This window comes from Pseudomonas sp. xss_2, assembly GCF_043104195.1.
Taxonomy (GTDB): domain Bacteria; phylum Pseudomonadota; class Gammaproteobacteria; order Pseudomonadales; family Pseudomonadaceae; genus Aquipseudomonas; species Aquipseudomonas urmiensis.
Genome location: NZ_JBICKL010000023.1, coordinates 75,003 through 99,126 on the forward strand (window position 1 = coordinate 75,003; position 24,124 = coordinate 99,126).

10 protein-coding genes are annotated in these 24,124 nt (G+C 63.3%); all 10 read right to left on the reverse strand.

From position 1 onward, the window contains the following. Positions 1 to 158 precede the first annotated feature (158 nt). Positions 159 to 14,144: an autotransporter-associated beta strand repeat-containing protein gene (locus tag ACF8K2_RS03350; RefSeq protein WP_392463438.1), complete on the reverse strand. Its 13,986-nt coding sequence runs from the start codon at positions 14,142 to 14,144 to the stop codon at positions 159 to 161. Between the two features lie 299 nt (positions 14,145 to 14,443). Then, positions 14,444 to 14,818 (reverse strand): YkgJ family cysteine cluster protein, encoded by a 375-nt coding sequence (locus ACF8K2_RS03355; protein ID WP_186554117.1) that lies wholly within the window; start codon positions 14,816 to 14,818, stop codon positions 14,444 to 14,446. Between the two features lie 234 nt (positions 14,819 to 15,052). After that, on the reverse strand, positions 15,053 to 16,261 hold the full coding sequence (gene alaC, locus ACF8K2_RS03360) for an alanine transaminase (protein ID WP_392463441.1): 1,209 nt from the start codon (positions 16,259 to 16,261) through the stop codon (positions 15,053 to 15,055). A gap of 334 nt (positions 16,262 to 16,595) precedes the next feature. Continuing rightward, positions 16,596 to 17,483 carry a heme o synthase gene (cyoE, locus tag ACF8K2_RS03365; RefSeq protein WP_312152488.1) on the reverse strand — a complete coding sequence of 296 codons (888 nt, stop codon included), beginning with the start codon at positions 17,481 to 17,483 and terminating at the stop codon, positions 16,596 to 16,598. 11 nt (positions 17,484 to 17,494) lie between these two features. Next, on the reverse strand, positions 17,495 to 17,827 hold the full coding sequence (cyoD, locus tag ACF8K2_RS03370; protein ID WP_186554120.1) for a cytochrome o ubiquinol oxidase subunit IV: 333 nt from the start codon (positions 17,825 to 17,827) through the stop codon (positions 17,495 to 17,497). Next, a complete protein-coding gene (gene cyoC, locus ACF8K2_RS03375; RefSeq protein ID WP_186554121.1) occupies positions 17,827 to 18,450 on the reverse strand; it encodes a cytochrome o ubiquinol oxidase subunit III in 624 nt (207 codons plus the stop codon). Before cyoC ends, cyoD begins: the two co-directional genes overlap by 1 nt. A gap of 3 nt (positions 18,451 to 18,453) precedes the next feature. Further along, a complete protein-coding gene (gene cyoB, locus ACF8K2_RS03380; protein WP_186554122.1) occupies positions 18,454 to 20,472 on the reverse strand; it encodes a cytochrome o ubiquinol oxidase subunit I in 2,019 nt (672 codons plus the stop codon). A 3-nt stretch (positions 20,473 to 20,475) separates the two neighbouring features. Beyond that, on the reverse strand, positions 20,476 to 21,420 hold the full coding sequence (gene cyoA / locus ACF8K2_RS03385; protein WP_186554123.1) for a ubiquinol oxidase subunit II: 945 nt from the start codon (positions 21,418 to 21,420) through the stop codon (positions 20,476 to 20,478). Positions 21,421 to 21,977: 557 nt separating this feature from the next. Next, on the reverse strand, positions 21,978 to 22,484 hold the full coding sequence (locus tag ACF8K2_RS03390) for a disulfide bond formation protein B (RefSeq protein WP_186554124.1): 507 nt from the start codon (positions 22,482 to 22,484) through the stop codon (positions 21,978 to 21,980). Positions 22,485 to 22,823: 339 nt separating this feature from the next. Then, positions 22,824 to 23,996: an NO-inducible flavohemoprotein gene (gene hmpA, locus ACF8K2_RS03395; RefSeq protein WP_186554125.1), complete on the reverse strand. Its 1,173-nt coding sequence runs from the start codon at positions 23,994 to 23,996 to the stop codon at positions 22,824 to 22,826. Positions 23,997 to 24,124 lie beyond the last annotated feature (128 nt).

The following is a 24,124-nucleotide window of genomic DNA, read 5'->3' on the forward strand; positions in this document are numbered from 1 at the left end:
TGAGGGTGTGCTGGGCAGCCTGGTTTTTTCTGCAGCAGTACCGGCCTCATCGCGAGGCAAGCCCGCTCCTACAGGATCAGCAGCGCAGCCAGTCCTGTAGGAGCGGGCTTGCCCGCGAAGGGCCGCAGAGCGGCCCCGAGGCCAGTGCAGCAAAACAATCAGAAGCCCATGCTGAAACTCAGCACCACACCATGGTCGCGGTTCTCGCTGGAGAGCTGCCCGGAGTAACCCAAGCCAAGCTTGCCGCTCTGGCCGACCGAGTAGTCGATCCCAGCTTCGACCACCGCAGCATCGCGGGCAATCGGCACCCCTTCGACGCTAAAGCCCGCACCGCCCTGAACGAAGTTCATGTCGGCATCCGGCTTGGTGTCGCCGAAGGCGTGCCGCCAGCCCACCGACAGCCGTGGGGTGACCTCACTGCCGTTGTCGAGGGTGATGCGTTTACCCGCACGCACGCCAACGGTGGAGAAGGTCACGTCCTGATCGACACTGGCTTCAAGCCGCCCTACCCCACCTTTCTCGCGCCCGGTGTCGCTGTCGTAATTGACGTATGCCAGGCCTGCGAATGGCTCCAGGGCGACACCGCCGACATCGAAGGCGTAGCCCACTTCACCAAACACCTGGGCACTGCGCGCCTTGTAACTGGACTTCAGACGGTCGTCGTAGGCGCCCACCTGGACATCACGCTTGGTGTCGATGTCATGCCAGCTGTAACCGGCACCCAAGCGCGCGGCGAAGGCGTCGAGTTGGTAGTTGAGGTAGGTTGCCAGGTGGTAGCTGTCGACCGAAGCATCCGAGTTGCGCCGGCTGGCGTCGATGCTGGTGCGGGTGTAGCCGGCGGCGACACCGACTTTCCACTGGTCATCCAGCGCGCGGTCAACACCGAGAATGAAGCCCGACAGTTCGCGGTCGACACTAGCGTGATTGCTATTGCCATCGTAATCACCCCAGCCACCGAGGGCGCGCATCCAACCCACGGCCTGACCTTGGCAACCCTCGCTGCTCATTTGCTGGTTGGCGGTCGGCGCCAGGGTGCGCCGTGGGTCGTTCTGCGCAGTGCAGTCGGCCTGACGCATGCGGTCGTTGACGGCCTCGCGGATGTAGCGCGAATCCTCGATCAGCACCGTGGCGGTACTGGCGTGGATCTCGCCGGAGAGGCTGTCGAAGGCTGCGCGGGCCTGTTGCTGATCCATGGTCAGGAGGGTGTTCTGCAGCGCCGTTGGTGCCGCCGTGGAGTCCAGGGCACTGGCCACCGCGTGCTGGTTGCGAGTGGCTGCGACGTCGGCGAAATCGTTGTCGTTACGGCTGACAGTAATGGTGACGTCGTTGTCGCCATAATCGATATCGCTGTCGATGAACGCGCTGTTGCTCAGGTTGGTGGTGGCGAAGGTGCCCTCCACGCCGTCGTCAGCAGTGACCACCGTGTACTGACCGTTACCGTCAGCCAGGCTGGTGACTTGCAGGCTACCCCCCAGGTTGGCGGTACCGCCGACGTTCAAGGCACTCACGGTTGGCTGGTCGAGGGCCACTACCAAGGTGCCGTCGGCGGCGTTGGTGAAATCACCAGTGACGCTCAGGTTGCCATCGCTGCCCGGCAGCACGGTACCGTGGTTGGTCAGGCTGGCGAGGGTGCCGTTACCGGTCAGGCCGGCGCCGCTGCCCACGGTAACTTGCGCATCGAGGCTGGCATTGGGGTTGGCGGCGTTGCCGACCTGCAGCACGCCCTGGTTGACGTTGAAGGCGCCGCTGAACGGGTTGTCGCCCGTCAGCAACAAGGTGCCAGCGCCAGTCTTGGTGGTGGTGCCGGTGCCGCTGAGAGCGCCTGCGTAGGTGCCGTTGGCCGCCTGCTGGAAGACCAGGCTGGCGTTGTTGAGGATGTCGCCTTGCAGGCTGCTGGTGTTACCCACCAGGGTACCGCCACTGACTGTGGTGCCACCGCTGTAGGTGTTGGCGCCCGCCAGCACCAAGGTGCCGGAATCGAGCTTCTCGATGCCGCCGCTACCGGTCAGTGCAGCGCTGATCAGGGTGGTGGCGCCAGCGTTGACCCGCACTGCGGCCAGGCTGCCATCGGCGCCGTTGACCGGGGTCAGGCTACCACCCGTGCCAGACACCACTTGGTAGCCATCGGTGAGGAACTGCAGGCCAGTGAAGCCTTGGTTGCCGACCACCGTGACAGTGCCCGCCTGGCCACCGAACACAGCGAACTGATCAGCCCAGGTGTCGCTGCTGGTACCGGCGGCGTTGGTCCAGTTAGTGCCGCTACCCCAGGTGCCGCTGCCACCGCTGATGGTGCCATCGGCGCTGGTCTTGCTGCCATTCCAGAACAACAGCGAGCCATCGTCGCCACCCACTACCAGGTTGATCTGGTTGGCGATCGCGGTCTGCAGGGTCAGGTCAGCCAGGGCCACGGTGCCGGGGATGGCGCCGAATACCAGGCCGTTGTTGGTCAACGTGCCGCCGTAGCCGAACAGTTGATAGACACCGGTGCCGAAGCCACCGGCATCGGTGATGTTGAGGGTGCCGTCCAGGGTCAGGTCGCCCGCCACCTTGACCGCCGTGGTGGACGCCGTTGGTGCGCCAAGGTCGAAGTTCAATGCGCTACCCGAAGACAGCGCGAGGCTGCCGACCGACAGCGCGGTGCTGCCGGCGCCAGCGCTGAGCGAGGCGCCGTCTTGTACCTGCACCGCGCCCGCCAGGGTACCGCTGCCCCCCAGGTTGGCGCCGCCTGCAACCACCACGTTGGCGCTGTCGAGGCGACCGTTGACCAAGAGGCTGCCGCTATTGACCTGGGTGTTGCCGGTCAGGCCGTTGGTGCCGGTCAGCAGCAGTTCGCCAGTGCCGTTCTTGGTCAGCGTACCGCTGCCGGTGAGGTTGCCGGTGTAGCTGCCATTGGCGTTCTGCTCGAAGGTCAGGGCAGCGTTGTTGAGGATCGCACCTTGCAGGCTGCTGCTGTTGCCGACCACGCTGCCGGCGTTGATCTGGGTGCCGCCGGTGTAGCTGTTGCTGCCACCCAGGGTGAGCTGGCCGGCGCCGTTCTTGATCAGGCCACCGGCGCCGCTGATCGCCCCGTTGAGGGTTAGCGCGTTGCTGCCGGCGATGGCCAGAGCACCGTTGAGTACGCTGGTGTTGGCCAGGGTGACGGCCTTGTTGCTGTCCAAGGTGGTGCCTGCGGCGGCGGTCAGGGTGCCACTGCCCAGGGCGCTATCGTTACCGACCACCAAGGTGCCGCCATTGAGTGCGGTACCGCCGCTGTAGCCGTTGGCTGCGTTGAGTACCAGGGTGCCAGTGTCGAGCTTGGCCAGCTTGCCGGTGCCGTTGATGGCGACGTTGAGGGTGGCGCTGACGCCGCTATCGACGCGCACGTTGGTCTGGCCGCTGCCCCCGTTGGCGGCGATCAGCTCACCCGCGGTGCCAGCATCGAGCACATAGCCGTCAGTGACGAACTGCAGGCCGCTGATCGACTGGCTGCCATTGACGGTAACGGTGCCCGCTGCGCCCTGGAAGATGGCGAAGGTGTTGTTCCAGGTGCTGTTGACGGTGGCGTTGGCGTCGGTCCAGTTAGTCGTGGTGCTGTCCCACGTTCCGCTGCCGCCGTCGATCTGGCCGTTGGCGACTGTCTGGCTACCGTCCCAGAACAGCAGGTTGCTGCTACCACCGACCACCAGGTTGACCTCGTTGGCGACGCTGGTCTGCACGGTCACATCGCTCGCTGGAACCGGCGTAGTGCCAATGGTCAGGCCGTTGTTCTGCAGGGTTCCACCATAGTCGATGAGGCTGTAGACACCGGAGCCGAAGCCGCCCAGGTCAGTGATATCGAGGGTGCCGTCGAGGGTCAGGTTGCCAGCGACGTCGATCAGCGCCGCGCCGCCCAGTGGCGCGCCGAGGCCTGCATCGAGGATCGAGTTGGCCCCCATGTTCAACGCGCCGACGCTCAAGGTCGAGCCGCTGTTGACCGCCAGGCTGGCGCCATCCGCCAAGGCCACTGCGCCGCTCAGAGTACCGCTGCCGCCCAGGGTGGCGCCGTTGTTGACCGCCACGTTGGCGCTGGCCAGGCTGCCATCGACAGTCAGGGTGCCGCCGTTGACGTTGGTGACGCCAGTCAGGCTGCTGACGCCGTTGAGCGCCAGGGTGCCGGCGCTGATCTTGGCGAGGGTACCGGCACCGCTGATAGCCCCGTCGAAGATCCCGCCAGTCACGCTCAGGCTGTTGCCAGCGGCGATGTCGATGACACCGTTGCCGCCGATATCGCCCAGGGTGGTGTTGCCATCCAGGTTGAGGGTCGCGCCACTGCTGACGTTGAGCTCGCTCTGGGTGCCGAGGGCGGTGGTGCCGAGGGTGCTGAGGCTGCCCGAGAGGATGTTGAGAATACCGCTGAAGGTGTTGTTGCCGCTCAGGGTCAGGTCGGCCAGGCCGTTTTTATTGAGCACGCCATTGCCGCCGAGCACCCCAGCAAGGTGCAGGTCGCTGCTGCCCAGCACGTCGACTGTCCCCATAACGTTCAGCGCGTTGGCAATGGTGACCGGGCTATTGGTATCCAACGCGGCGCTGCCGGTGACGTTGAGGCTGCCGCTACCCAGGGCACTGTTGTTGCCCAGGACCAAGGTGCCATCCTGCAGCTCGGTACCGCCGCTGTAGGTGTTGGCGCCGAGCAGCGTCAGGCGGGCGGTGCCCGACTTGAGCAGGCTGCCGCTACCGGCGACGATGCCAGTGAGGGTCAGGTCATTGCTGCCGAGCACCTGCAGCTCACCGGCGAGGTTGACGTTGTTGCCGAGGATGACGGCCTGGCTGCTGTCCAGTTGCGTACCACCTGCGGCGTTCAGTGCGCCACTGCCCAGGGCAGTGTTGGACCCCAGCAGCAGTTGCCCGGCATTGAGCGCCGTGTCGCCCAGGTAGCTGTTGTTGCCGCCCAGACGCAGGGTGCTGGTGCCGAACTTGACCAAGCCTCCGTTGCCGCTGATGTCGCCATCCAGGGCAAGGTTGTTGCTGACGCTGAGGTTCAGCGGGCCGGCCACGCTGATGTCGTTGGCCAGGGTCACGGTCTTGTTGTTGTCCAGGGTGGTGCCGGCGTTTGCAGCCAGTGCTCCACTGCCCAGGGCTGTGTTGCTACCAACCACAATAGTGCCGCCACTCAAGGTGGTGCCGCCGCTGTAGCTGTTGTTGCCGTTGAGCACCAGGATGCCGCTGTCGAGCTTGTTCAGCGTGCCGCTGCCATTGAGTGGCAGGTCGAGGGTCGCGGTGACGCCAGGATCGACCCGCACTGAGGTGTCGCCGCTGCTGCCGTTGATCAGGTTGAGTGCACCGCCAGTGCCGGCCAGCAGGCGATAGCCGTTGCTGACGAACTGCATGCCGTTGACGGTCTGACTGCCATTGACGGTGACATCGCCCGCCGTGCCCTGGAACACCGCGAAGGTGTTGCCCCAGTTGGTGTTGCTCAGGCCGTTGAGATCGGTCCAGTTGGTGTTGCCAGCATTCCACACACCTGCGCCACCATCGACTTGGCCATTGGCCACGCTTTGGCTGCCATCCCAGAATTGGATGTTCAGGCCAGCGGCGCTCACCAGCAAGTTGACCTGGTTGGCCAGAGCGGTTTGCAGGGTCACATCGCCCAGGCCCACGCCCTGCGGCAGGCTGCCGAAGTCCAGGCCGTTGTCGGTGAGCCCGCCGGTGTAGTCGAAGATGCGATACACGCCGTTGCCGAAGCCGCCGATGTTGCTGACGTTGAGCGTGCCGTCCAGGGTGAGGTTGCCGCCGACATTGAACAGCGCGGTGTTGCCAGTAGAGGGCGAACCGAGGCCGACATCGACGATCGAGCCGCTGTTGAGTACCAGGCTGCCAAGGCCCAGGGTACTGCCGCTCTGCCCTGCCAGATGGCCGCCATTGTTGATGACCACCGTGGCGTTGGCACTGCCGCTACCGGTCAGGGTGGCGCCGCTGGCGACGGTCAGCAGGTTGCTGGCCAGGCTGCCGTCGATCTTGAGGGTACCGGCGTTAACCTGGGTGTTGTCGGCCAGGTTGCTGTTGCCGGTCAGGGTCAGGGTGCCAGTGCCGAGCTTGGCCACCCCACCCAGGCCGTTGAGGCCGCCCGCGAAGGTAGCATCGAGGTTGTTGCTGCCCAGGCTTAGGGTACTGCCGATACCGACATCGACCTGGCCACTGCCGGTCAGGCTGCCGAGGCTGGCATCGCCGTTGAGGTTGAGTTGACCGCTGGCGCCGACGTTGAGGGTATCGACGTTGGCCAGCACGCCGCTGCCAAGGGTGGTGAGCGAGCCAGCCTGGATGTCGACGTTGCCAGTGAAGGTCTTGGTGCCGACCAGGGTGAGGTCGTCGACACCGCTCTTGACCAGGTTGCCGGTGCCGCTCAGGTCACCGCTGAGGATCAGCGCGTTGTCGGCGGCAAAGGTCAGGTTGGCGCCGTTGCTCAGGTCGATGAGGTTACCCAGGGCCATGGGCGCGCTGTTGGCCAGCGTGGCGTCGGCGGTGACCGCCAGGCTGCCGGTGCCCAAGGCGCCGCTGCTGCCCAGGGTCAGGCGGCCGGCGTTGAGCTGGGTGCCGCCCTGGTAGCCGTTGTTGCCATTGAGGGTCAGGTTGCCGCTGCCGTTCTTGGTCAGCCCAGCGGTGCCGTTGACAACCCCGTTGAGCGTCAGATCGTTGCTGCCATCGACAGTCAGTCCGGCGTTGAGGGTGACGTTGTTGGCCAAGGTGGTGCTGGTGCCGCTGCTCAGGGTCGAGACCCCGGCAACGGTCAGGGCGCCCTGCCCCAACGCGCTGTCGTTACCCACCACCAACCGGCCAGCACCGAGGGTGGTACCGCCCAGATAGTTGTTGGCACCATTGAGAGTCAGGGTGCTGGTGCCAGCCTTGTTCAGGCCGCCGACGCCATCCACTACGCCGGTGAGGGTCAGATCAGCGCTGCCCGGCAGGTTGAGGGTGCCGCCCAGGTGAACGTCGTTGGCCAGGGTGATGCCAGCGCCGTTGGCATCGAGACTGGTGTTGGCGCCGGTGGTGAGGTCGCCGCTGCCCAGCGCAGTGTTGCTGCCGACTACCAGGGCGCCGCCGTTGAGCGTGGTACCGCCACTATAAGTGTTGTTGCCGTTGAGGGTCAGCGTCGCCGTACCGTTCTTGATCAGCCCATCGCTGCCAGCAATGACGCCATTGAGGGTCAGGGCCTGATTACCCGCCAAGGTCAGGAAACCGTCAGTGAGATTGACTGCGTTGGCCAGGGTTAGGGCCTGTGTGCTGTCCAGGGTCGCGGCACCGTCCACGGTCAACGCGCCGCTACCCAAGGCGTTGTTGTTGCCTAGGAGCAGGCTGCCAGCGCGCACTGTGGTACCGCCGCTGTAGTTGTTATTGCCTGTGAGCAGCAGTTGCCCCGCGCCGAGCTTGTTCAAAGCGCCGCCGCCACTGATCACACCTGCTAACGTCAGCGTCTGGGTGTTGTTGACAGCCAGGGTGTTGCCGCTGCCCAGCCCGATCGCATTGGCTACTTGCAGCACACCATTGCTGGCCAGGGTGCTGTTGCCGGTCACCGACAAGCTGCCCTGGCCCAGGGCGGTGTTGTTGCCCAAGGTGAGCGTGCCGGCAGCGAGGGTGGTGGTGCCTTGGTAGGTGTTGGCGGCAGCGAGGGTCAGGTTGCCACTGCCGGTCTTGTTCAAGCCAGCGGCGCCGCTGATCACGCCGTTGAGCACCAGGTTGTTGCTGCCTGGCAAGCTCAGGTTGGCGTTCAACGCTAGCTGGTTGGCCAGGGTCAGTGCACCTGTGCTGAGCAGGTTGCTGGCGCCACCGACGGTCAGGGTGCCAGTGCCCAGGGCCTGGTTGTTGCCCAGGGTGAGGGTGCCGTCATTGAGGGTCACGCCACCGCTCAGGCTGTTGGCGCCACTGAGGGTGAGGTTGCCGGCACCATTCTTGGTCAGGCTGCCGGCGCCAGTGACGAGACCGCCCAGGCCCAGGTCGTTGCTGCCAGCGATGATGAGGTTGCCGGCCAGGTTGACGGTGTTGCCGATGTTGACCGCCGTAGAGCTGTCCAGCGCGGTGCCGGCAGCCGCGTTGAGCTGGCCCAGGCCGAGGGCGTTGGAGTTGCCGAGCACCAGGGTGCCGGCATTGAGGTTGGTGTTGCCCAGGTTGCCGTTGGTACCGTTCAAGGTCAGGATGCCGCTGCCGGTCTTGGTCAGGCCGCCGACGCCGTTGATATTGCCACCCAGGGTCAGGTTCTGCGCCCCGGCCACGGTCAAATTGCCACCCAGGTTGATCTGGTTGGCCAAGGTGACGTTGGCGTTGCTGCTCAAAGTGGTGCCGCCGACTGCGTTCAAAGCACCAGTGCCCAGCGCGGTGTTGCTGCCGACCACGAGGGTGCCGCCGTTCAGGCTGGTGGCGCCCTGCTGGCTGTTGCTGCCGTTGAGGGTGAGCGTACCTGCACCGTTCTTGACCAACCCGCCGGTGCCACTGATCGCACCGTTGAGGGTGAGGTCGTTGCTGCCCAGCAAGGTGAGGTTGCCGTTCAAGGCGACGGTATTGCCCAGTGCCAGGTTGCTGCTGGAGTTCAGGCTGGCGGCGCCAGTGACGGCCAGGCCGCCCGTTCCCAGCGCCTGGTCATTGCCCAGGGTCAGGGTGCCGGATCCCAGGCTGGTACCACCGCTGTAGGTGTTGGCGTTGCCCAGGGTCAGGTTGGCGCCCCCGGCCTTGATCACGCTGCCGGTACCCGAAACCACGCCAGCCAGTCCCAGGTCGGCGCTGCCACCGATGGTCAAGGCGCCGCCCAAGGCAAAGGCATTGCCCAAGGTAACCGCTGTGTTGCTGTCCAGGCTGGTGCCGGCGGCAGCGCTGACCGCCCCCGTGCCGAAGGCCGTGTTGTTGCCTACGATGATGCTGCCACCGCTGAGCACGGTGCCGCCGGTATAGCTGTTGCCACCGTTGAGCACCAGGGTACCGCTGTCGAGCTTGGCCAGTTGGCCGCTGCCGGAGAGACCGACGTTCAGCGTCGCGGTGGCGCCTGGGTCGACCCGCACGGTGAAGGCACCGTTGCTGCCATTGACCAGGTCCAGGCCACCGGCACCGATCAGGCGGTAGCCGTTGGTGACGAATTGCAGGCCGGTGGCGGCCTGGGTGCCGACCACGGTGACATCGCCCGCCGTGCCCTGGAACACCGCGAAGTCGCCGGCCCAGCTGCCATTGAGCACGCCGTTGACATCGGTCCAGTTAGTATTGCTGCCATTCCAGGTGCCGGTGCCGCCGTCGATCACGCCGTTGGGCACACTCTGGGCGCCATCCCAGAACTGCACGGTGCCGCTGGCGCCGCCAACCAGCAGGTTGATCTGGCTGCCGATCGAAGTTTGCACCTGCAAGTCGCCCGGCAGCACGCTGCCCGGGATGCTGCCGAGCTCCACACCGTTGTCGACCAGGGCGCCGGTGTAGTCGAACAGGCGGTAGATACCGGTGCCGAAGCCGCCAATATCGGTGACGTTGAGGGTGCCGTCCAGGGTCAGGTTGCCGTTGACGTTGACCAGTGCGGTGCCGCCGGTGGCCGGCGAGCCGAGGCCGAAGTCGAGAATCGAGCCGCTGTGCAGGGTCAGCGCGCCGGTACTGAGGGTTGAGCCACTGTTGGCCAGCAGGTGCGCGCCGTTGGCGATGTCGACCGCGCCCAGCAGGCTGCCGGTGCCGCCAATGCTGGCGCCGCTGTTGACCTGCACACTGGTGCTGGCCAGCGAGCCGGTGACATTGAGTAGGCCGGCATTGACCGTGGTGTTGCCGGCCAGCACGTTCACGCCCGACAGTTCCTGGCTGCCGGTGCCGTTTTTCACCAGCCCGCCAGCACCTGCCAGCACGCCGCTGAAGACGTTGTTCTGGTTGTTGCCACCCACGGTCAGGTTGCCGCCACCGGCCACGTTCACCGTACCCGCACCGCTGAGGCCGCCTACCCCGGCGCTGGTGCCCAGGTTGAGGCTGGCGCCGGCACCGACATTGAGCGACGAGGCACTGCCCAACGCGCCAGCGCCCACAGTGGTAAGGCTGCCGCCGAGCAGGTCGATGGCACCGCTGAAGGTGTTGTTGCCGGTGAGGGTCAGGTCGGCCAGGCCGTTCTTGATCAGGCCGCCGGTACCGCTGATGGCCCCGCTCAAGGTGAGGTCGTTGCTGCCGCCGAGGGTGAGGTTGGCACCCAGACCGATATCGTTGGCCAGGGTCAGCACGGCGCTGTTGTCGAGGCTGGCGGCACCGGTCACGTTGAGGGCGCCGCTGCCCAGGGCGCCGCCGTTGCCGACGACCACACCACCGGCATTTAGGGTGGTGCCACCGGCGTAGGTGTTGACGCCGTTTACGGTCAGGGTGGCGGCGCCGTTCTTGACCAGTTGCCCTGCCCCACTGAGCACACCGCCCAGGGTCAGCGCGTTGCTGCCGCCGAGGGTGAGGTTGGCGTCGAGCGCGACGTTGTTGCCCAGGCTGATGGCGCTGCTGTTGTCCAGGCTCGCGGCACCGCCCACGGTAAGGGTACCCGTGCCAAGCGCACTGCCGTTGCCAAGCACCAGGCCGCCGGCATTGAGCAGGGTGCCGCCGGCGTAGCTGTTGAGGCCACCGAGGGTGAGTGTGGTGCTGCCGTTCTTGATCAGCCGGCCGGTGCCGTCGATCACGCCGTTGAGGCTCAGGTTGTTGCTGCCGGCCAGGGTGAGGTCGGCATCGAGAGTGACGGCGTTGCCGATGCTTAGCGCCGCCGTGCTGTCCAGGCTGCCTGCGCCCGCCACGGTGAGCTTGCCCACGCCCAGCGCGGCGCCGTTGCCCAGTACTAGGCCACCGGCGTTGAGGGTGGTGCCACCCAGGTAGGCGTTGGGGCCGGACAGGGTCAGGGTCGCGCTGCCGTTCTTGACCAGGCTGCCCGCCCCGCTGACCAGGCCACCCAGATCGAGGTTGGCGGTGCCGCCGATGGTCAGGGCGCCGGCCAGGTTGACAGCGTTGCCGAGGTTGACCGCACTGCTGGCGTCCAGGCTGGTGCCCGCGGCGGCATTGAGCGCGCCACTGCCCAGTGCGGTGTTGCTGCCGACCACGATGGTGCCAGCGTTGAGGTTGGTGGCGCCGACCTGGGTATTGGAGCCAGTGAGGGTCAGCGTGGTGCTGCCGTTCTTGATCAGGCCGCCGACTCCGGCAATCACGCCGCCCAGGGTAAGGTCGTTGTTGCCGGCGAGGGTGAGGTTGCCGGCCAGGTTCACGGCGTTGCCGATGTTCAACCCGGCGATGCTGGTGTCGAGGGTGGTGCCGGCCGCCGCGTTGAGCGCCCCGGTACCCAGCGCGGTGGCGCTGCCCAGCACCAGGGTGCCGGCGTTGAGGGTGGTGCTGCCGCTCTGGGTGTTGTTGCCCGCCAGGGTCAGGCTGGCGCTGCCGTTCTTGATCAGCCCGCCGGTACCGCTGAGGTTACCGGCCAGGACCAGGTTGTTGGCACCGGCCAGGGTCAGGTTGGCGCCGAGGTTGACGCCGTTGTTCAGCGTGAACGCCGTGCTGTTGGCCAGGGTCGACGCACCGCCAACGCTCAACGCGCCGGTCCCCAACGCGGCCGCGCTGGCCAGGGTCAGGGTGCCGGCATTGAGGGTCAGCCCGCCGCTGAAGGTGTTGCTGCCACCCAGGGTCAGGTTGGTGCTGCCGTTCTTGACCAGTGCCCCGGTGCCGCTGATCACCCCGCCCAGGGTGGTGGCGCTGGTGCCCGGCAGGGTCAGGGTGTTGGCGCCGAGGTTGACCGCGTTGCCCAGGTTGACCGCCACGCCGGCATCGAGGCTGGCATTGCCGCCCAGGGTCAGCGCGCCGGTGCCCAGGGCATTGTTGTTGCCCACGCTCAGCACGCCACCATTGAGGGTGGTGCCGCCGCTGTAGGTGTTGCTGCCGTTGAGGGTCAGGCCGGCGCTGCCATTCTTGACCAGCGCGCCGGAACCGCTGATGACACCGCCCAGGGTGGTGGCGCTGGTGCCTAGCAGGTTGAGGGTGTTGGCGCCGAGGTTGACCGCGTTGCCCAGATTGACTGCGGTGCTGGCGTCGAGGCTGGCGTTGCCGCCCAGGCTCAGGGCACCGCCGCCCAGCGCATTGCTGTGGCCTACGGTGAGCTTGCCGGTGTTGAGCGTCAGGCCACCGCTGAAGGTGTTGTTGCCATTGAGGGCCAGGTCGCCGGCGCCATTCTTGATCAGGTTACCGCTACCGCTGATGACGCCACCCAGGGTGGTGGCGCTGGTGCCCAGCAGGTTGAGGGTGTTGGCCCCCAGGTTGATCGCGTTGCCCAGGCTGACTGCGCTGCTGGCATCCAGGCTGACACTGCCGGCCAGGGTCAGGCCACCGGTGCCCAGCGCGGCGCTGTTGCCGACGGTGAGCTTGCCGCCGCCCAGGGTGGTGGTGCCGCTGTAGGTGTTGACGCCGTTGAGGGTGAGGTCGGCGCTGCCGTTCTTGGTCAGGCCGCCGGTGCCGCTGATCACGCCGTTCAGGGTCAGGGCGTTGCTGCCGGGCAGCGTGAGGATGTTGCCACCCAGGCTGACGGCGTTGGCCAGGGTGAGCGCGGCGGTGTTGTCCAGTGTACCGTTACCGGTGAGGGTCAGGGCACCGGTACCAAGGGCACTGTCGTTGCCGATGGTCAGTGTACCGCTGGCCAAGGTGGTGCCGCCGCTGAAGGTATTGACGCCGTTCAGCGTCAAGTTGCCGGTACCACTCTTGACCAACGCGCCGGTCCCGCTGAGCACCCCGCCGAGCGTCAGGGCGTTACTCCCGGGCAGGGTCAGCGCCGCGTTCAGGGCGACTGCGTTATTCAGCACCAGCGGCACACTGCCTTGCAGGCTGCCGGCACCGCTGACGGTGAGCGCCCCAGTGCCGAGGGCCGCTGCACTGGTCAGATTAAGGCCGCCGGCGGCCAGGGTGGTGCCGCCGCTGTAGGTGTTGGTGGCGCCGAGGGTGAGCAGGCCCGCGCCGGTCTTGGTCAGTCCGCCGACACCCGAGACCACGCCATTGAGGGCCATGTCGGTGGCGCCGCCGACGTTCAGGCCGGCATTGAGGGTGAGGTTGTTGGCCAGGCTCAGGCCACCGACGGTGCCAGCCAACCCGCCGCCGTTGACGGTAATGGCGCCGCTGCCGAAGGCGCTGGCGTTGTCGAAGTTGACCAGGCCATCGTTGAGGGTGGTCTGGGTGGTGCCGTTGAGCACCTGGCCGATCAGGCTCCAGGTGCCGCTGTCGACGATCAGCCGGCTGAAGTTGATGTAGTTGCTGGCATTGATGGTGCCGCTGCCGGCAGTGCCAGTACCACCTCCGATGGCGTTGCGCAGCGCCAGGGTGTTGGTGCCGCCGGCACCACCGTCGATCTTGCCGGCTGCGGCATAGGCGAGGTTGGGGTTGCTGTTGACCAACAAGGCCACGCTGACGCCAAGCCCGGCACCGACACTGGAGCCGGTGATGGCGTTGAAGCGGTTGGTGCTGTTGGCCCCCATCGACAAGCTGCCGGTCAGGGTCCCGGCGTTGGTGAAGGTGTTGCCCGCCGCCGAGGCCTCGAAGGCTGTCCGGCCCAGTATGGTCCCCGTGTTGGTGAAGTTCACCGTGCTGCCGCCGGTCACGGCGATGACCGGAGTGTCCTCACTCAGGATCGTGAGGCTGGCCAGCGCCGAGGAGCCGATGCTACCGGCGTTGGTGATGGTGGTGGTGCCCGCCGGACCGTTACGCGCGTCCAGCGCCATGCCGGTGAGGTTCAGCAGGCTCGCGCCCAGCAGGGCGCCGGTGCCCTTGATCACGCCGCTGGCGTTGTTATTGATGGTGAGGGTGCTGGAGGTGCCGGTGTTGCCGATCAGCACGGCGGAAGACTGGATGCTCAGCAGCCCCAGCAGCGTCGGGTCGATGGTTCCGGAGTTGTTCAAGGTGTTGTTGTTGCCGGCCAGCGACAATGACGTCCCGCCCACACCCAGTAGGGTGCCTAAGGTAGCACCAGGATTGACATTGACCGTGAGGCCACTGCCGCCGTTGGTATAACTCGGTGCCAGTGGGTTGGCCGCGCCATTGCAGGTGATTAACGACCCCGCCGCGCTGCAGGCGGCCAGCGCCTGTTCACTGCTCAAACCAAAGGCCATGCCCCCCACTGCCAGGCTGATGGCCAATGACAACTGTGAAATACGTGCAGGCGAACGCTTGGCAACTCTTCTGTCCACGGATAGCTCCTTCGTGGATCAGGCCATTCAGTCCTTGAATGCGTGCGGCAAGTTGCGCTGCCGGGGGAAGCAAAACACGCGACGAGTCGAATAGCCTGACCTTGGCGACTACTGATTTCCTTTGAGGGAATGTGTAGTCGCTGCCGGCGCGGCAATCGGAAATCACGCGGAGAAAATGGTGTTAATACTTTGTGCCTCAAGCACGTGTTTCGCGGGGTACAGGCCAGAGGCCGTTGGATCCAACCGACGAACGGTGGTTCTACTGCGTTCGCCGATTGTGTGCTTTACCGCTCCAGCCGTCAGGCGACTTCAGCCCCCTCGTCAGGCCAATGCGGCTCGTTGGCTTCCAGCGGTGGCAGGCCATAAGCAGCGCGTGCGGCATCGCAGCTAGGGTTGTGCACACCGTCGACCCAGGACGCTTCGAACTCCCGGCATGGAGTCGAGCGATTAGCGTAGAGGGTGCAGCCGACCTGTTTGCCAATCTCACCCTCAAGGCCGATGCAGCGGCAGGGTTTGGCGTCGGTGCCAATCATCGCGACCCGGGTCGGGTTGATCTGCACCACCAGGTCATCGGGCACGACTCCGCCAGCAGACTGGCATTCGCCCCAGAAGAAGGACACACGGAAGTACCCGCAGCAAGCGCCGCAGTCAAGGCAAGGGTTGTATTCGGACATGATGACCAGGGGGGGGAAGGATTGTTGTTATCGGGGCTGGGCCCGCGGCGCCATTTGTAATCCAAGCAAAGGCGGCTGAGAAGAGGGGATGAGTAAAAAAACATTGCCGCTGATCGGGGCATCCAATGCATCGCGGGGCAAGCCCGCTCCCACGCAGATCAGCGTTGAATCCCAGACCAGTTCAGGGCTCAAGCTGGCGTTGAAGCGGGCTTGCCCCGCGATAGACGTAAAGCCTTACTTGTGGGTCAAGCCATCCGCCCGGAACATCTGGCGGATACCCCGAATGGCCTGGCGAATACGGTCCTGGTTCTCGATCAGGGCGAAGCGCACATGGTCATCGCCGTAGTCACCAAAGCCGATGCCCGGCGACACGCAGACCTTGGCTTCAGCCAGCAGCTTCTTGGCGAACTCGAGCGAGCCCAGGTGCGCATAAGCCTCGGGAATCTTCGCCCAGATGTACATCGAGGCCTTGGGGTTTTCGACCATCCAGCCCAGCTCGTGCAGCCCCTTGACCAGCAAGTTGCGCCGCTGCCGATACTGCTCGGCGATGTCGCGCACGCATTGCTGGTCGCCTTCCAGTGCGGCGATGGCCGCGACTTGCAGCGGGGTGAAGGTGCCGTAGTCGTGGTAGCTCTTGATCCGCCCCAAGGCACTGACCAGCTCAGGGTTGCCGACCATGAAGCCAATGCGCCAGCCTGCCATGTTGTAGCTTTTGGACAGGGTGAAGAACTCTACGGCAATGTCCTTGGCCCCCGGCACCTGCATGATCGAAGGCGCCTTCCAGCCGTCATAGACGATGTCGGCGTAGGCCAGGTCGTGCACCACCAGCACATCGTACTGTTTGGCCAAAGCGACCACGCGCTCGAAGAAATCCAACTCGACGCACTGGGCGGTCGGGTTGGACGGGAAGCCCAGGATCATCATCTTCGGCTTGGGGATCGACTCGCGGATCGCCCGCTCCAGCTCGTTGAAGAAATCCACCCCAGGCACCAGCGGCACCGAGCGGACCTGGGCACCGGCGATCACTGCGCCGTAGATATGAATCGGGTAGCTGGGGTTGGGCACCAGTACCGTGTCGCCATGATCGAGGGTGGCGAGCATCAGGTGCGCCAGGCCCTCTTTGGAGCCGATGGTGACGATGGCTTCGCTTTCCGGGTCGATCTCGACCTCGTAGCGGTCCTGGTACCAACGCGAAATCGCCCGACGCAGGCGCGGGATGCCGCGGGAGGTGGAATAGCCGTGGGTGTCTTCGCGCTGGGCGACTTGCACCAGCTTCTCGACGATGTGCGGCGGCGTGGCGCCATCGGGGTTACCCATGCTCAGGTCGATGATGTCCTCGCCACGGCGGCGAGCAGCCATCTTCAGTTCGGCAGTGATGTTGAAGACGTACGGGGGGAGACGATCGATGCGCGCGAAGCGGCGCGGCGAACCTTGGTCGGCCATGATTTCCTCGAGAGACGTTAGCGCCCGGAACCGTCCGAGCGACGCTGGCCGCTGTGGCGGCCTGATTCAGAAGATAATGCCGAAACACTATTAATGCAAAAGATAATTTCCTGTTTTTTATATATTTTTCAGGCATATTTTTTGAAAACTTTAGATCCATATTTGCGGTATCGGCCTCTTCGCGGGCAAGCCCGCTCCCACAGAATTCCCACAGCCTTTGAAGCTTGCACTGTACCTGTGGGAGCGGGCTTGCCCGCGAAGAGGCCGGTACAGGAAAAACAGGCAAAAAAAAACCCGGCACATGGCCGGGGTTTTTTCGTGTAGCAGGCGACTATCAGCGTGCGTAAGTCATCAGCACGTCAGCTGCGGTCTGGCTATCCACCGACATCATCACGCTCAGGGCGGTGACGGTGAGAATGGAGAAACCAAATACCTTGCGCGCCCATTTGCTGTCGTCTTCAGCCTTGTAACCACCCCAGGCCATGTACAACCAGTACAGACCCATGGCAGCCGCTACGGCCAGATAACCCAGACCGGCGTAACCGCCGAGGGTGAGCATCAGGGTCGCCAGGACAAAGGCCAGGACATACAGCACGATCTGCTTCTTCGCCGCCAGGACTCCGCGCGCCACCGGCAGAACCGGAATCTTGGCTGCCGCGTAATCGTTGAAGCGGAAGATCGCGATGGCAAAGCTGTGCGGCATCTGCCACAGGCTGAACATCACCAGCAGGGTCACTGCAGCCAGGTCGAAGCTGTTGCTCACGGCGCAGTAGCCGATCACCGGAGGCATGGCACCCGACAGGCTGCCAACCAAGGTGCCGTGCACCGATTTGCGCTTCAGCCAGAGGCTGTAGAAACCGACGTAGACGATGAAGCCTACAGCTGCGCAGAACGCCGACAGCGGATTAGCCTGGACATACAGCAAGCTGAAGCCGGCCACCCCCAGGAGAGTGGCGTAGATCAGCGCGAGGGGCAGCGACATGCCGCCCTGAACCATGACGCGGTTCTTGGTACGTTCCATCTTCACGTCGATGTCGCGGTCGATGCAGTTGTTGAACACGCAACCGGACGCTACCACCAACGAAGTACCAACAACCACCGCCAGGAACAGGGCGAAGTCCACATGCCCCTTAGCGGCAAGGAAGAAACCGCCTGCCACGGAAAGCACGTTACCGAAAATGATCCCCGGTTTGGTGATTTGGATAAAGTGCTTCACGGACATGCAGTCTTACCTCACTTGGCCATCATTTCGAAGTGGATGCTGAACATGATCCACAGCGACAGGCCGACCAGCAGTGCAATTACCAGAACGGTGAACAGGAACGTCGAGACATTGGAACGCTGCTCTTTCGAGCGGTCCATGTGCAGGAAGTAAACCAGGTGCACCACTACCTGAATGACGGCCATGGCCACCACGATCAGGACAGTCAGGTTCTTCGGCAGGGTCGGATACATCACCAGGCCGAACGGAATCGCGGTCAGGATGATCGACAGTACGAAGCCGATCATGTACGACTTCACGCTGCCGTGGTTGCCTTCATGATGAGTGTCGTGTGCATTGGCCATTACAGAACCCCCAGCAGGTAGACGACGGTGAACACGCAGATCCAGACCACGTCCAGGAAGTGCCAGAACAGGCTCAGGCAGCTCATGCGGGTCTTGGCGGTCGGCGTGATGCCGTGCTTGTTGATCTGATACATCATGATCGCCATCCAGATCAGACCGGCAGTCACGTGCAGACCGTGGGTACCGACCAGCGCGAAGAACGCCGACAGGAAGCCACTGCGCTGCGGGCCGTAGCCTTCAGCGATCAGGTGATGGAACTCATAGATTTCCATCGCGATAAACGCAGCACCGAACAGGAAGGTGATAGCCAACCAGCCCAGTACACCGGCTTTCTTGCCATCGAACATCTTCAGCATGGCGAAGCCGAAGGTGATCGAGGACAGCAGCAGGAACGCGGTTTCAACCAGCACGAAGTCGAGCTGGAAGATGTCGTGACCCGACGGGCCGCCGGCGAAACCGCCGGACAGCACCGCGTAGGTGGCGAAGAGCGACGCAAACAGGATGCAGTCGGTCATCAGGTACAGCCAGAAACCAAGTACGGTCATCTGGCCCGAGTCGTGGTGGTGATCGTCGTGCCCATGGTCATGACCATGAGCGTCACCGTGGATTACTTGACTGGACATTGATTACACCCGTTCAAACGATTCGACACGTGCGCCGGCAGGCAGAGCACCTGCTTGGGCCAGCGCTTTCATGCGCTCGCCTTCGATGCGCGCCACTTCTTCAGCCGGAACCATGTAGCCCTGGTCGTCACGTGCAGCGTGGCGAACGAAGACTGCGATGGTTGCTACCAGGCTCGCGCCTACCAGCCACCAGATGTGCCAGATGAAGGCGAAGCCGAAGACGGTCAGCAGCAGGCCCATGAACAAACCGGTAGAGGTGTTGCTCGGCATGTGGATCGCTTCGTACTTGGCCGCAGGCTTGTAGGCCACACCGGCTTCCTTGGCTTCGTGCCAGGCGTCCAGACCAACTTTCTCAGGCATGTGAGCGAAGTTGTAGAACGGAGGTGGCGAAGAAGTCGACCATTCCAGGGTACGGCCGCCCCATGGGTCGCCAGTGACGTCCATGTTCTGCTTGCGATCGCGAACCGATACGTAGATCTGGATCAGCTGGCAAGCGATACCGAACAGGATCAGCACGGCGCCGACGACGGCAACGTACAGGTAGGGTTCCCACAGCGGGTTGTCGGAGTGGTTCAGACGACGGGTCATGCCCATGAAGCCCAGGGCGTACAGCGGCATGAACGCAACGTAGAAGCCAGAGATCCAGAACCAGAAGGCAGCCTTGCCCCACTTCTCGTTCAGGGTGAAGCCGAAGGCTTTCGGGAACCAGAAGGAGAAGCCAGCGATGTAGCCGAAGACCGCACCACCGATGATCACGTTGTGGAAGTGGGCAATTACGAACAGGCTGTTGTGCAGAACGAAGTCAGCACCTGGAACAGCCAGCAGAACGCCAGTCATACCACCGATCGAGAAGGTAACCATGAAGCCCAGGGTCCACATGATCGGCGCGGTGAAGCGCAGACGGCCCTGGTAGATCGTGAACAGCCAGTTGAACAACTTCACACCGGTCGGGATGGAGATCAGCATCGTCGCCAGGCCGAAGAAGGTGTTGACGCTCGCGCCGGCACCCATGGTGAAGAAGTGGTGCAGCCAAACGGCAAAGCCGAGGATGGCGATCGCGCCCGATGCGTAGATCATCGAGTGGTGGCCAAACAGACGCTTGCCAGCGAAGGTCGAGGTGACTTCCGAGAACACGCCGAAGGCCGGCAGAATCAGAATGTAAACCTCAGGGTGACCCCACGCCCAGAACAGGTTGACGTACATCATCGGGTTCCCACCAAGCTCGTTGGTGAAAATGTGGAAGTCCAGATAACGGTCAACAGTCAGCAGAGCGAGTGCAGCGGTCAGGATCGGGAACGAAGCTACGATCAGCACGTTGGCCCAGGTGCAGGTCCAGGTGAAGATCGGCATGTCCATCAGCTTCATGCCTGGAGCGCGCATTTTCATCACGGTAACCAGGAAGTTAACGCCGGTCAGCGTTGTCCCCAGACCCGATAGCTGTAGCGCCCAGATGTAGTAGTCGACACCTACCCCAGGACTGTACTGAATACCCGCAAGCGGCGGATAGGCAACCCAGCCGGTCTTGGCGAACTCACCAACACCCAGGGAGATGTTGACCAGCAGCACGCCTGCCAGCAGCAGGTAGAAGCTCAGGGAGTTGAGGAACGGGAAGGCCACGTCACGTGCACCGATCTGCAGAGGAACCGCAAGGTTCATCAGACCAGTGAAGAACGGCATCGCCATGAAGATGATCATGATCACACCGTGAGCGGTGAAGATCTGGTCATAGTGTTCAGGCGGCAGGTAGCCTTCGGAGCCACCGGTGGCGGCAGCCAGCTGGGTCCGCATCATGATGGCGTCGGCAAAGCCACGCAGCAGCATGATCATGGCGACGATGATGTACATCACGCCGATTTTCTTGTGGTCGACCGTGGTCAGCCACTCGGTCCACAAGTAGGTCCACTTGCGGAAGTAGGTGATCAGACCTACTACAGCGATACCACCGAGCGCGATCATGGCAAGTGTCACCATGACTATCGGCTCGTGATACGGGATCGCCTCCAGACTTAATTTACCGAACATCTCTTACTCCTCTGCCCCGGCAGCTGGTTGCTTACTCGACTCCACACCCTGGGTTGTGGCCAGATCCTTGCTGCCTTCTTCTTCGTGGCTCGGACGACCGCGGTTCATACCTTCGTACTTGTCGACGATGATCTGGAACTGGTCAGCCGAAGCCTCGCTGTACAGCGCGACTGGGTTGTATTCGCTTGGTTTGGCCAAGGCTTCGTATTCGGCCTTGTCCAGCTTCTTCGGCGACTGCTTGACTTCAGCGACCCACTTCTCGAAGTCAGCTTGGGAGGTTGCAGTGGCCTTGAACTTCATACCTGTGAAACCGGCGCCGCTGTAGTTGGCGCTGATACCGTCGAACTCACCGTTCTCGTTAGCGATCAGGTGCAGTTTGGTAGTCATACCGGCCATGGCGTAGATCTGACCGCCCAGGCCTGGGATGAAGAAGGAGTTCATCACAGCGTCGGAGGTGACGCGGAAGTTGACCGGGGTGTTAGCTGGGAAGACGATCTTGTTGACCGTGGCAATGCCCTGCTCCGGGTAGATGAACAGCCATTTCCAGTCCAGCGCGACCACGTCGATCTGCACCGGCTTCACATCGGAATCCAGTGGACGGTACGGGTCCAGCTTGTGGGTGGACAGGTAGGTGAAGTAGCCCAGGGCGCAGATGATGATCACCGGGATGATCCAGATCGCCAGCTCGATCTTGGTCGAGTGCGACCAGTCGGGGGTGTAGGTGGCTGCCTTGTTGGAAGCACGGTACTTCCAGGCGAACGCCAGGGTCATGATGATGACCGGCACGACCACCAGCAGCATCAAGCCGGTAGCGATCAGGATAAGGTTCTTTTGCTCAATGCCGACCTGGCCCTTCGGGTCGAGCAGGGTCCAGTTGCACCCACTGAGTAAAAGCATGCCTAAAAAGGGCAATATGCCAAACAGTCTGGGGTAACGCTTTTTACTCATCTCACGACCTCTAGATCAGCTTGCTTCAATGCAATAGTGTTTTGTTCGCCAACACTTCGTCCTGCCAAGCGTTAGCAATTTGGGCTCGAATTCGCTCCTGCCTGGGGTCCGACTGCAGGACCTGGCGTTGAGCGGGCTTTACGGTGCTTTTGGTTTCGTAGGCAAACGGCCTGTACTTCAGACCAAGTCCATTTGGTGCGGGAAAACGCGGAGGGGTGTCCGCCCGGTATCGCCGTTGGGCGAAACTTGACGAAGTCAGCAAAAAGGAGCCGTGGCTTCCTTCAATCCTGCGACTTGCAAGCAGTGCCGAACGGAAATTGGGGGCGATTGTAGATAGGTCGCCCCCCCTTTACTATGACTTATTGAGCAACAGTCTTTTACAGAATGCGTAACAATCCTGCTCAAAAAATCAACTTCGCGACAGTTTGTCGCACCCCTCCCAGTAGGCCTGAAACCCGCATTCTGCAAGGCTTTGTGTTTGATCTGGATCAACTGGGAGGCGAGATCAGGTGATTCTCTCGCGGTGCAACAGACTTGCGCGAATTCGGGACTTTGGTCTAAGCCCCGCGGCGGTTGCGATAGATGCCTAGCGGCACCAGGATGGCGGTCAGGATGAACGCCACCAGCGCCCATTGCGCCAGCGACAGACCCAGGATCGGCGGATACGGGGTGCTGCAGAAACCCTCGACCTGGAACGCCAGTGGCCAGACCTTGGCCAGGGGCAAGTCGTCGACGATCGGTTGCAGGGTATCGATGCCGCAACTGACCGCAGGGTTGGCGAGTATATACACATGGCGGCCAGCCGCAACGATTCCGCCGATGGCGCTGAGCATGACCAAGCCTTCGAACAGCGTCAGGCTGCGCTTGCCCGGCATGGCCGCTGCGATGAACGCGAACACCGCGATCAGCAGCAAGGCGTAGCGCTGCAGGATGCACAACGGGCATGGCGCCTCGCCGAGCACGATCTGCATGTAGAGCGCGCCGCCGATCAGGGCGAGACAGATCACCCCCAGCAGCACCAGGAAGCGCCGTTCACGATTGAGGCGCGATGTTTGTTCGTTCATTGCCGATTCCTTCGATGGAGAGTGGCAGCGCTGAGGCCGACCTGGGCGCCAGTCTACACGCTGAACATGACCTTGAATGTCGAAGGAGTGGCGTGACGGCACTATCCGCAGAGCTCTAGGACCAGACGGATCGACGTCAGTTCAACGTCGGCCATGCACAAATGGCGACGCGAATGCCGGACAGGCGCAAGCCCCTCGACACCCGCGAGTGAAGGATACAGTGATTAAAGCGCGATTAAGGATGAAACATCTGCAGCAGCCATCGCGGGGCAAGCCCGCTCCTACGCTATCGCGTGGGAGCGGGCTTGCCCCGCGATGATGCCGCACCTGCCAGGAGGATTACTCCAATGCAGCCGCCGGCCCAAAGAACTCGTAGCGGCTCTGCGCCTCTGGCACACCTAGCCCTTTGAGCTGACGCTTGATCGCCGCCATGAAGGCCTTAGGCCCCAGGAAGTAGGCATCGACGTCGCGCTCCTGCGGCAGCCACTGCGCCAACAGTTCCTCGTTCAACAAGCCCACCGCATCGGCATCACCGCCCTCCTCGGCATGGCAATAGAAACGCTTGAGCTGCGGATGGCGCGCAGCCAGGCCGTCGATCCAGTCACGGAAGGCATGCACCGCGCCATTACGCGCACAGTGAATGAAGTGCACCGGACGCTCGGTAGCAAGCGCCGCTTGCAGCATCGCCAAGGTCGGAGTGATGCCCACCCCACCGCTGATCAACACCAGCGGCTTGTCGCTCTGCGCCAGGGTGAAGTCGCCTGCAGGCGGGAACAGGGCGATGGTATCGCCTACCATGAACCCGTCATGCAGGTAGTTGGACACCTTGCCACCGGCCTCACGCTTGACGCTGATGCGGTATTGCTCGCCATCGCACAAAGCCGAGAGGGAATAGTTGCGACGTTGCTCGGCACCGTCGATAAACAGTTGCAGGCCAATGTACTGACCCGGTTCGGCCTTGAGCACCGGCTTGCCATCGACCGGGGCGAAATAGAAGGAGACGATCTCGCTGCTCTCTTGCTCGCGGCGCACCAGGCGGAACTCGCGCGTGCCGCGCCAGCCGCCTGCGGCTTCTTCTTTCTGTTTGTAGAGGTTTTCCTCGGCGCCGATCAGGATATCGGCCAATTGACCATAGGCCGCGGCCCAGGCATCGATCACCTCAGGGGTGGCGATGTCCTTGCCAAGCACTTCTTCGATGGCGCGCAGCAGGCAGCGCCCCACGATCGGGTAGTGTTCGGGCAGAATCTGCAGCGCCACGTGCTTGTTGATGATCTGCCCAACCAGCCCGCCGAGCTGCTCGAGCTGATCGATGTGGCGGGCGTACATCAATACACCGTTGGCCAGGGCGCGCGGCTGGTCGCCGCTGGCCTGGTGGGCCTGGTTGAACAGCGGGCGTACCTCGGGGTACTCGCTGAGCATCATCTTATAGAAGTGGGTGGTCAGCGCCTCGCCACCGCTTTCCAGCAGAGGGACAGTGGCTTTGATGATTGCACGTTGTTCGGCATTGAGCATTGCGACAACTCCTGAGCCTGTGGCTTCGAATGGATGCCTTGGCTATTTCAGCAATCGTGCCAACTTTAAAACCCAGTGTATTCGGGGCTTGGCGGGTCACAGTGTCAAAATGACAATGGCAGGCGTAT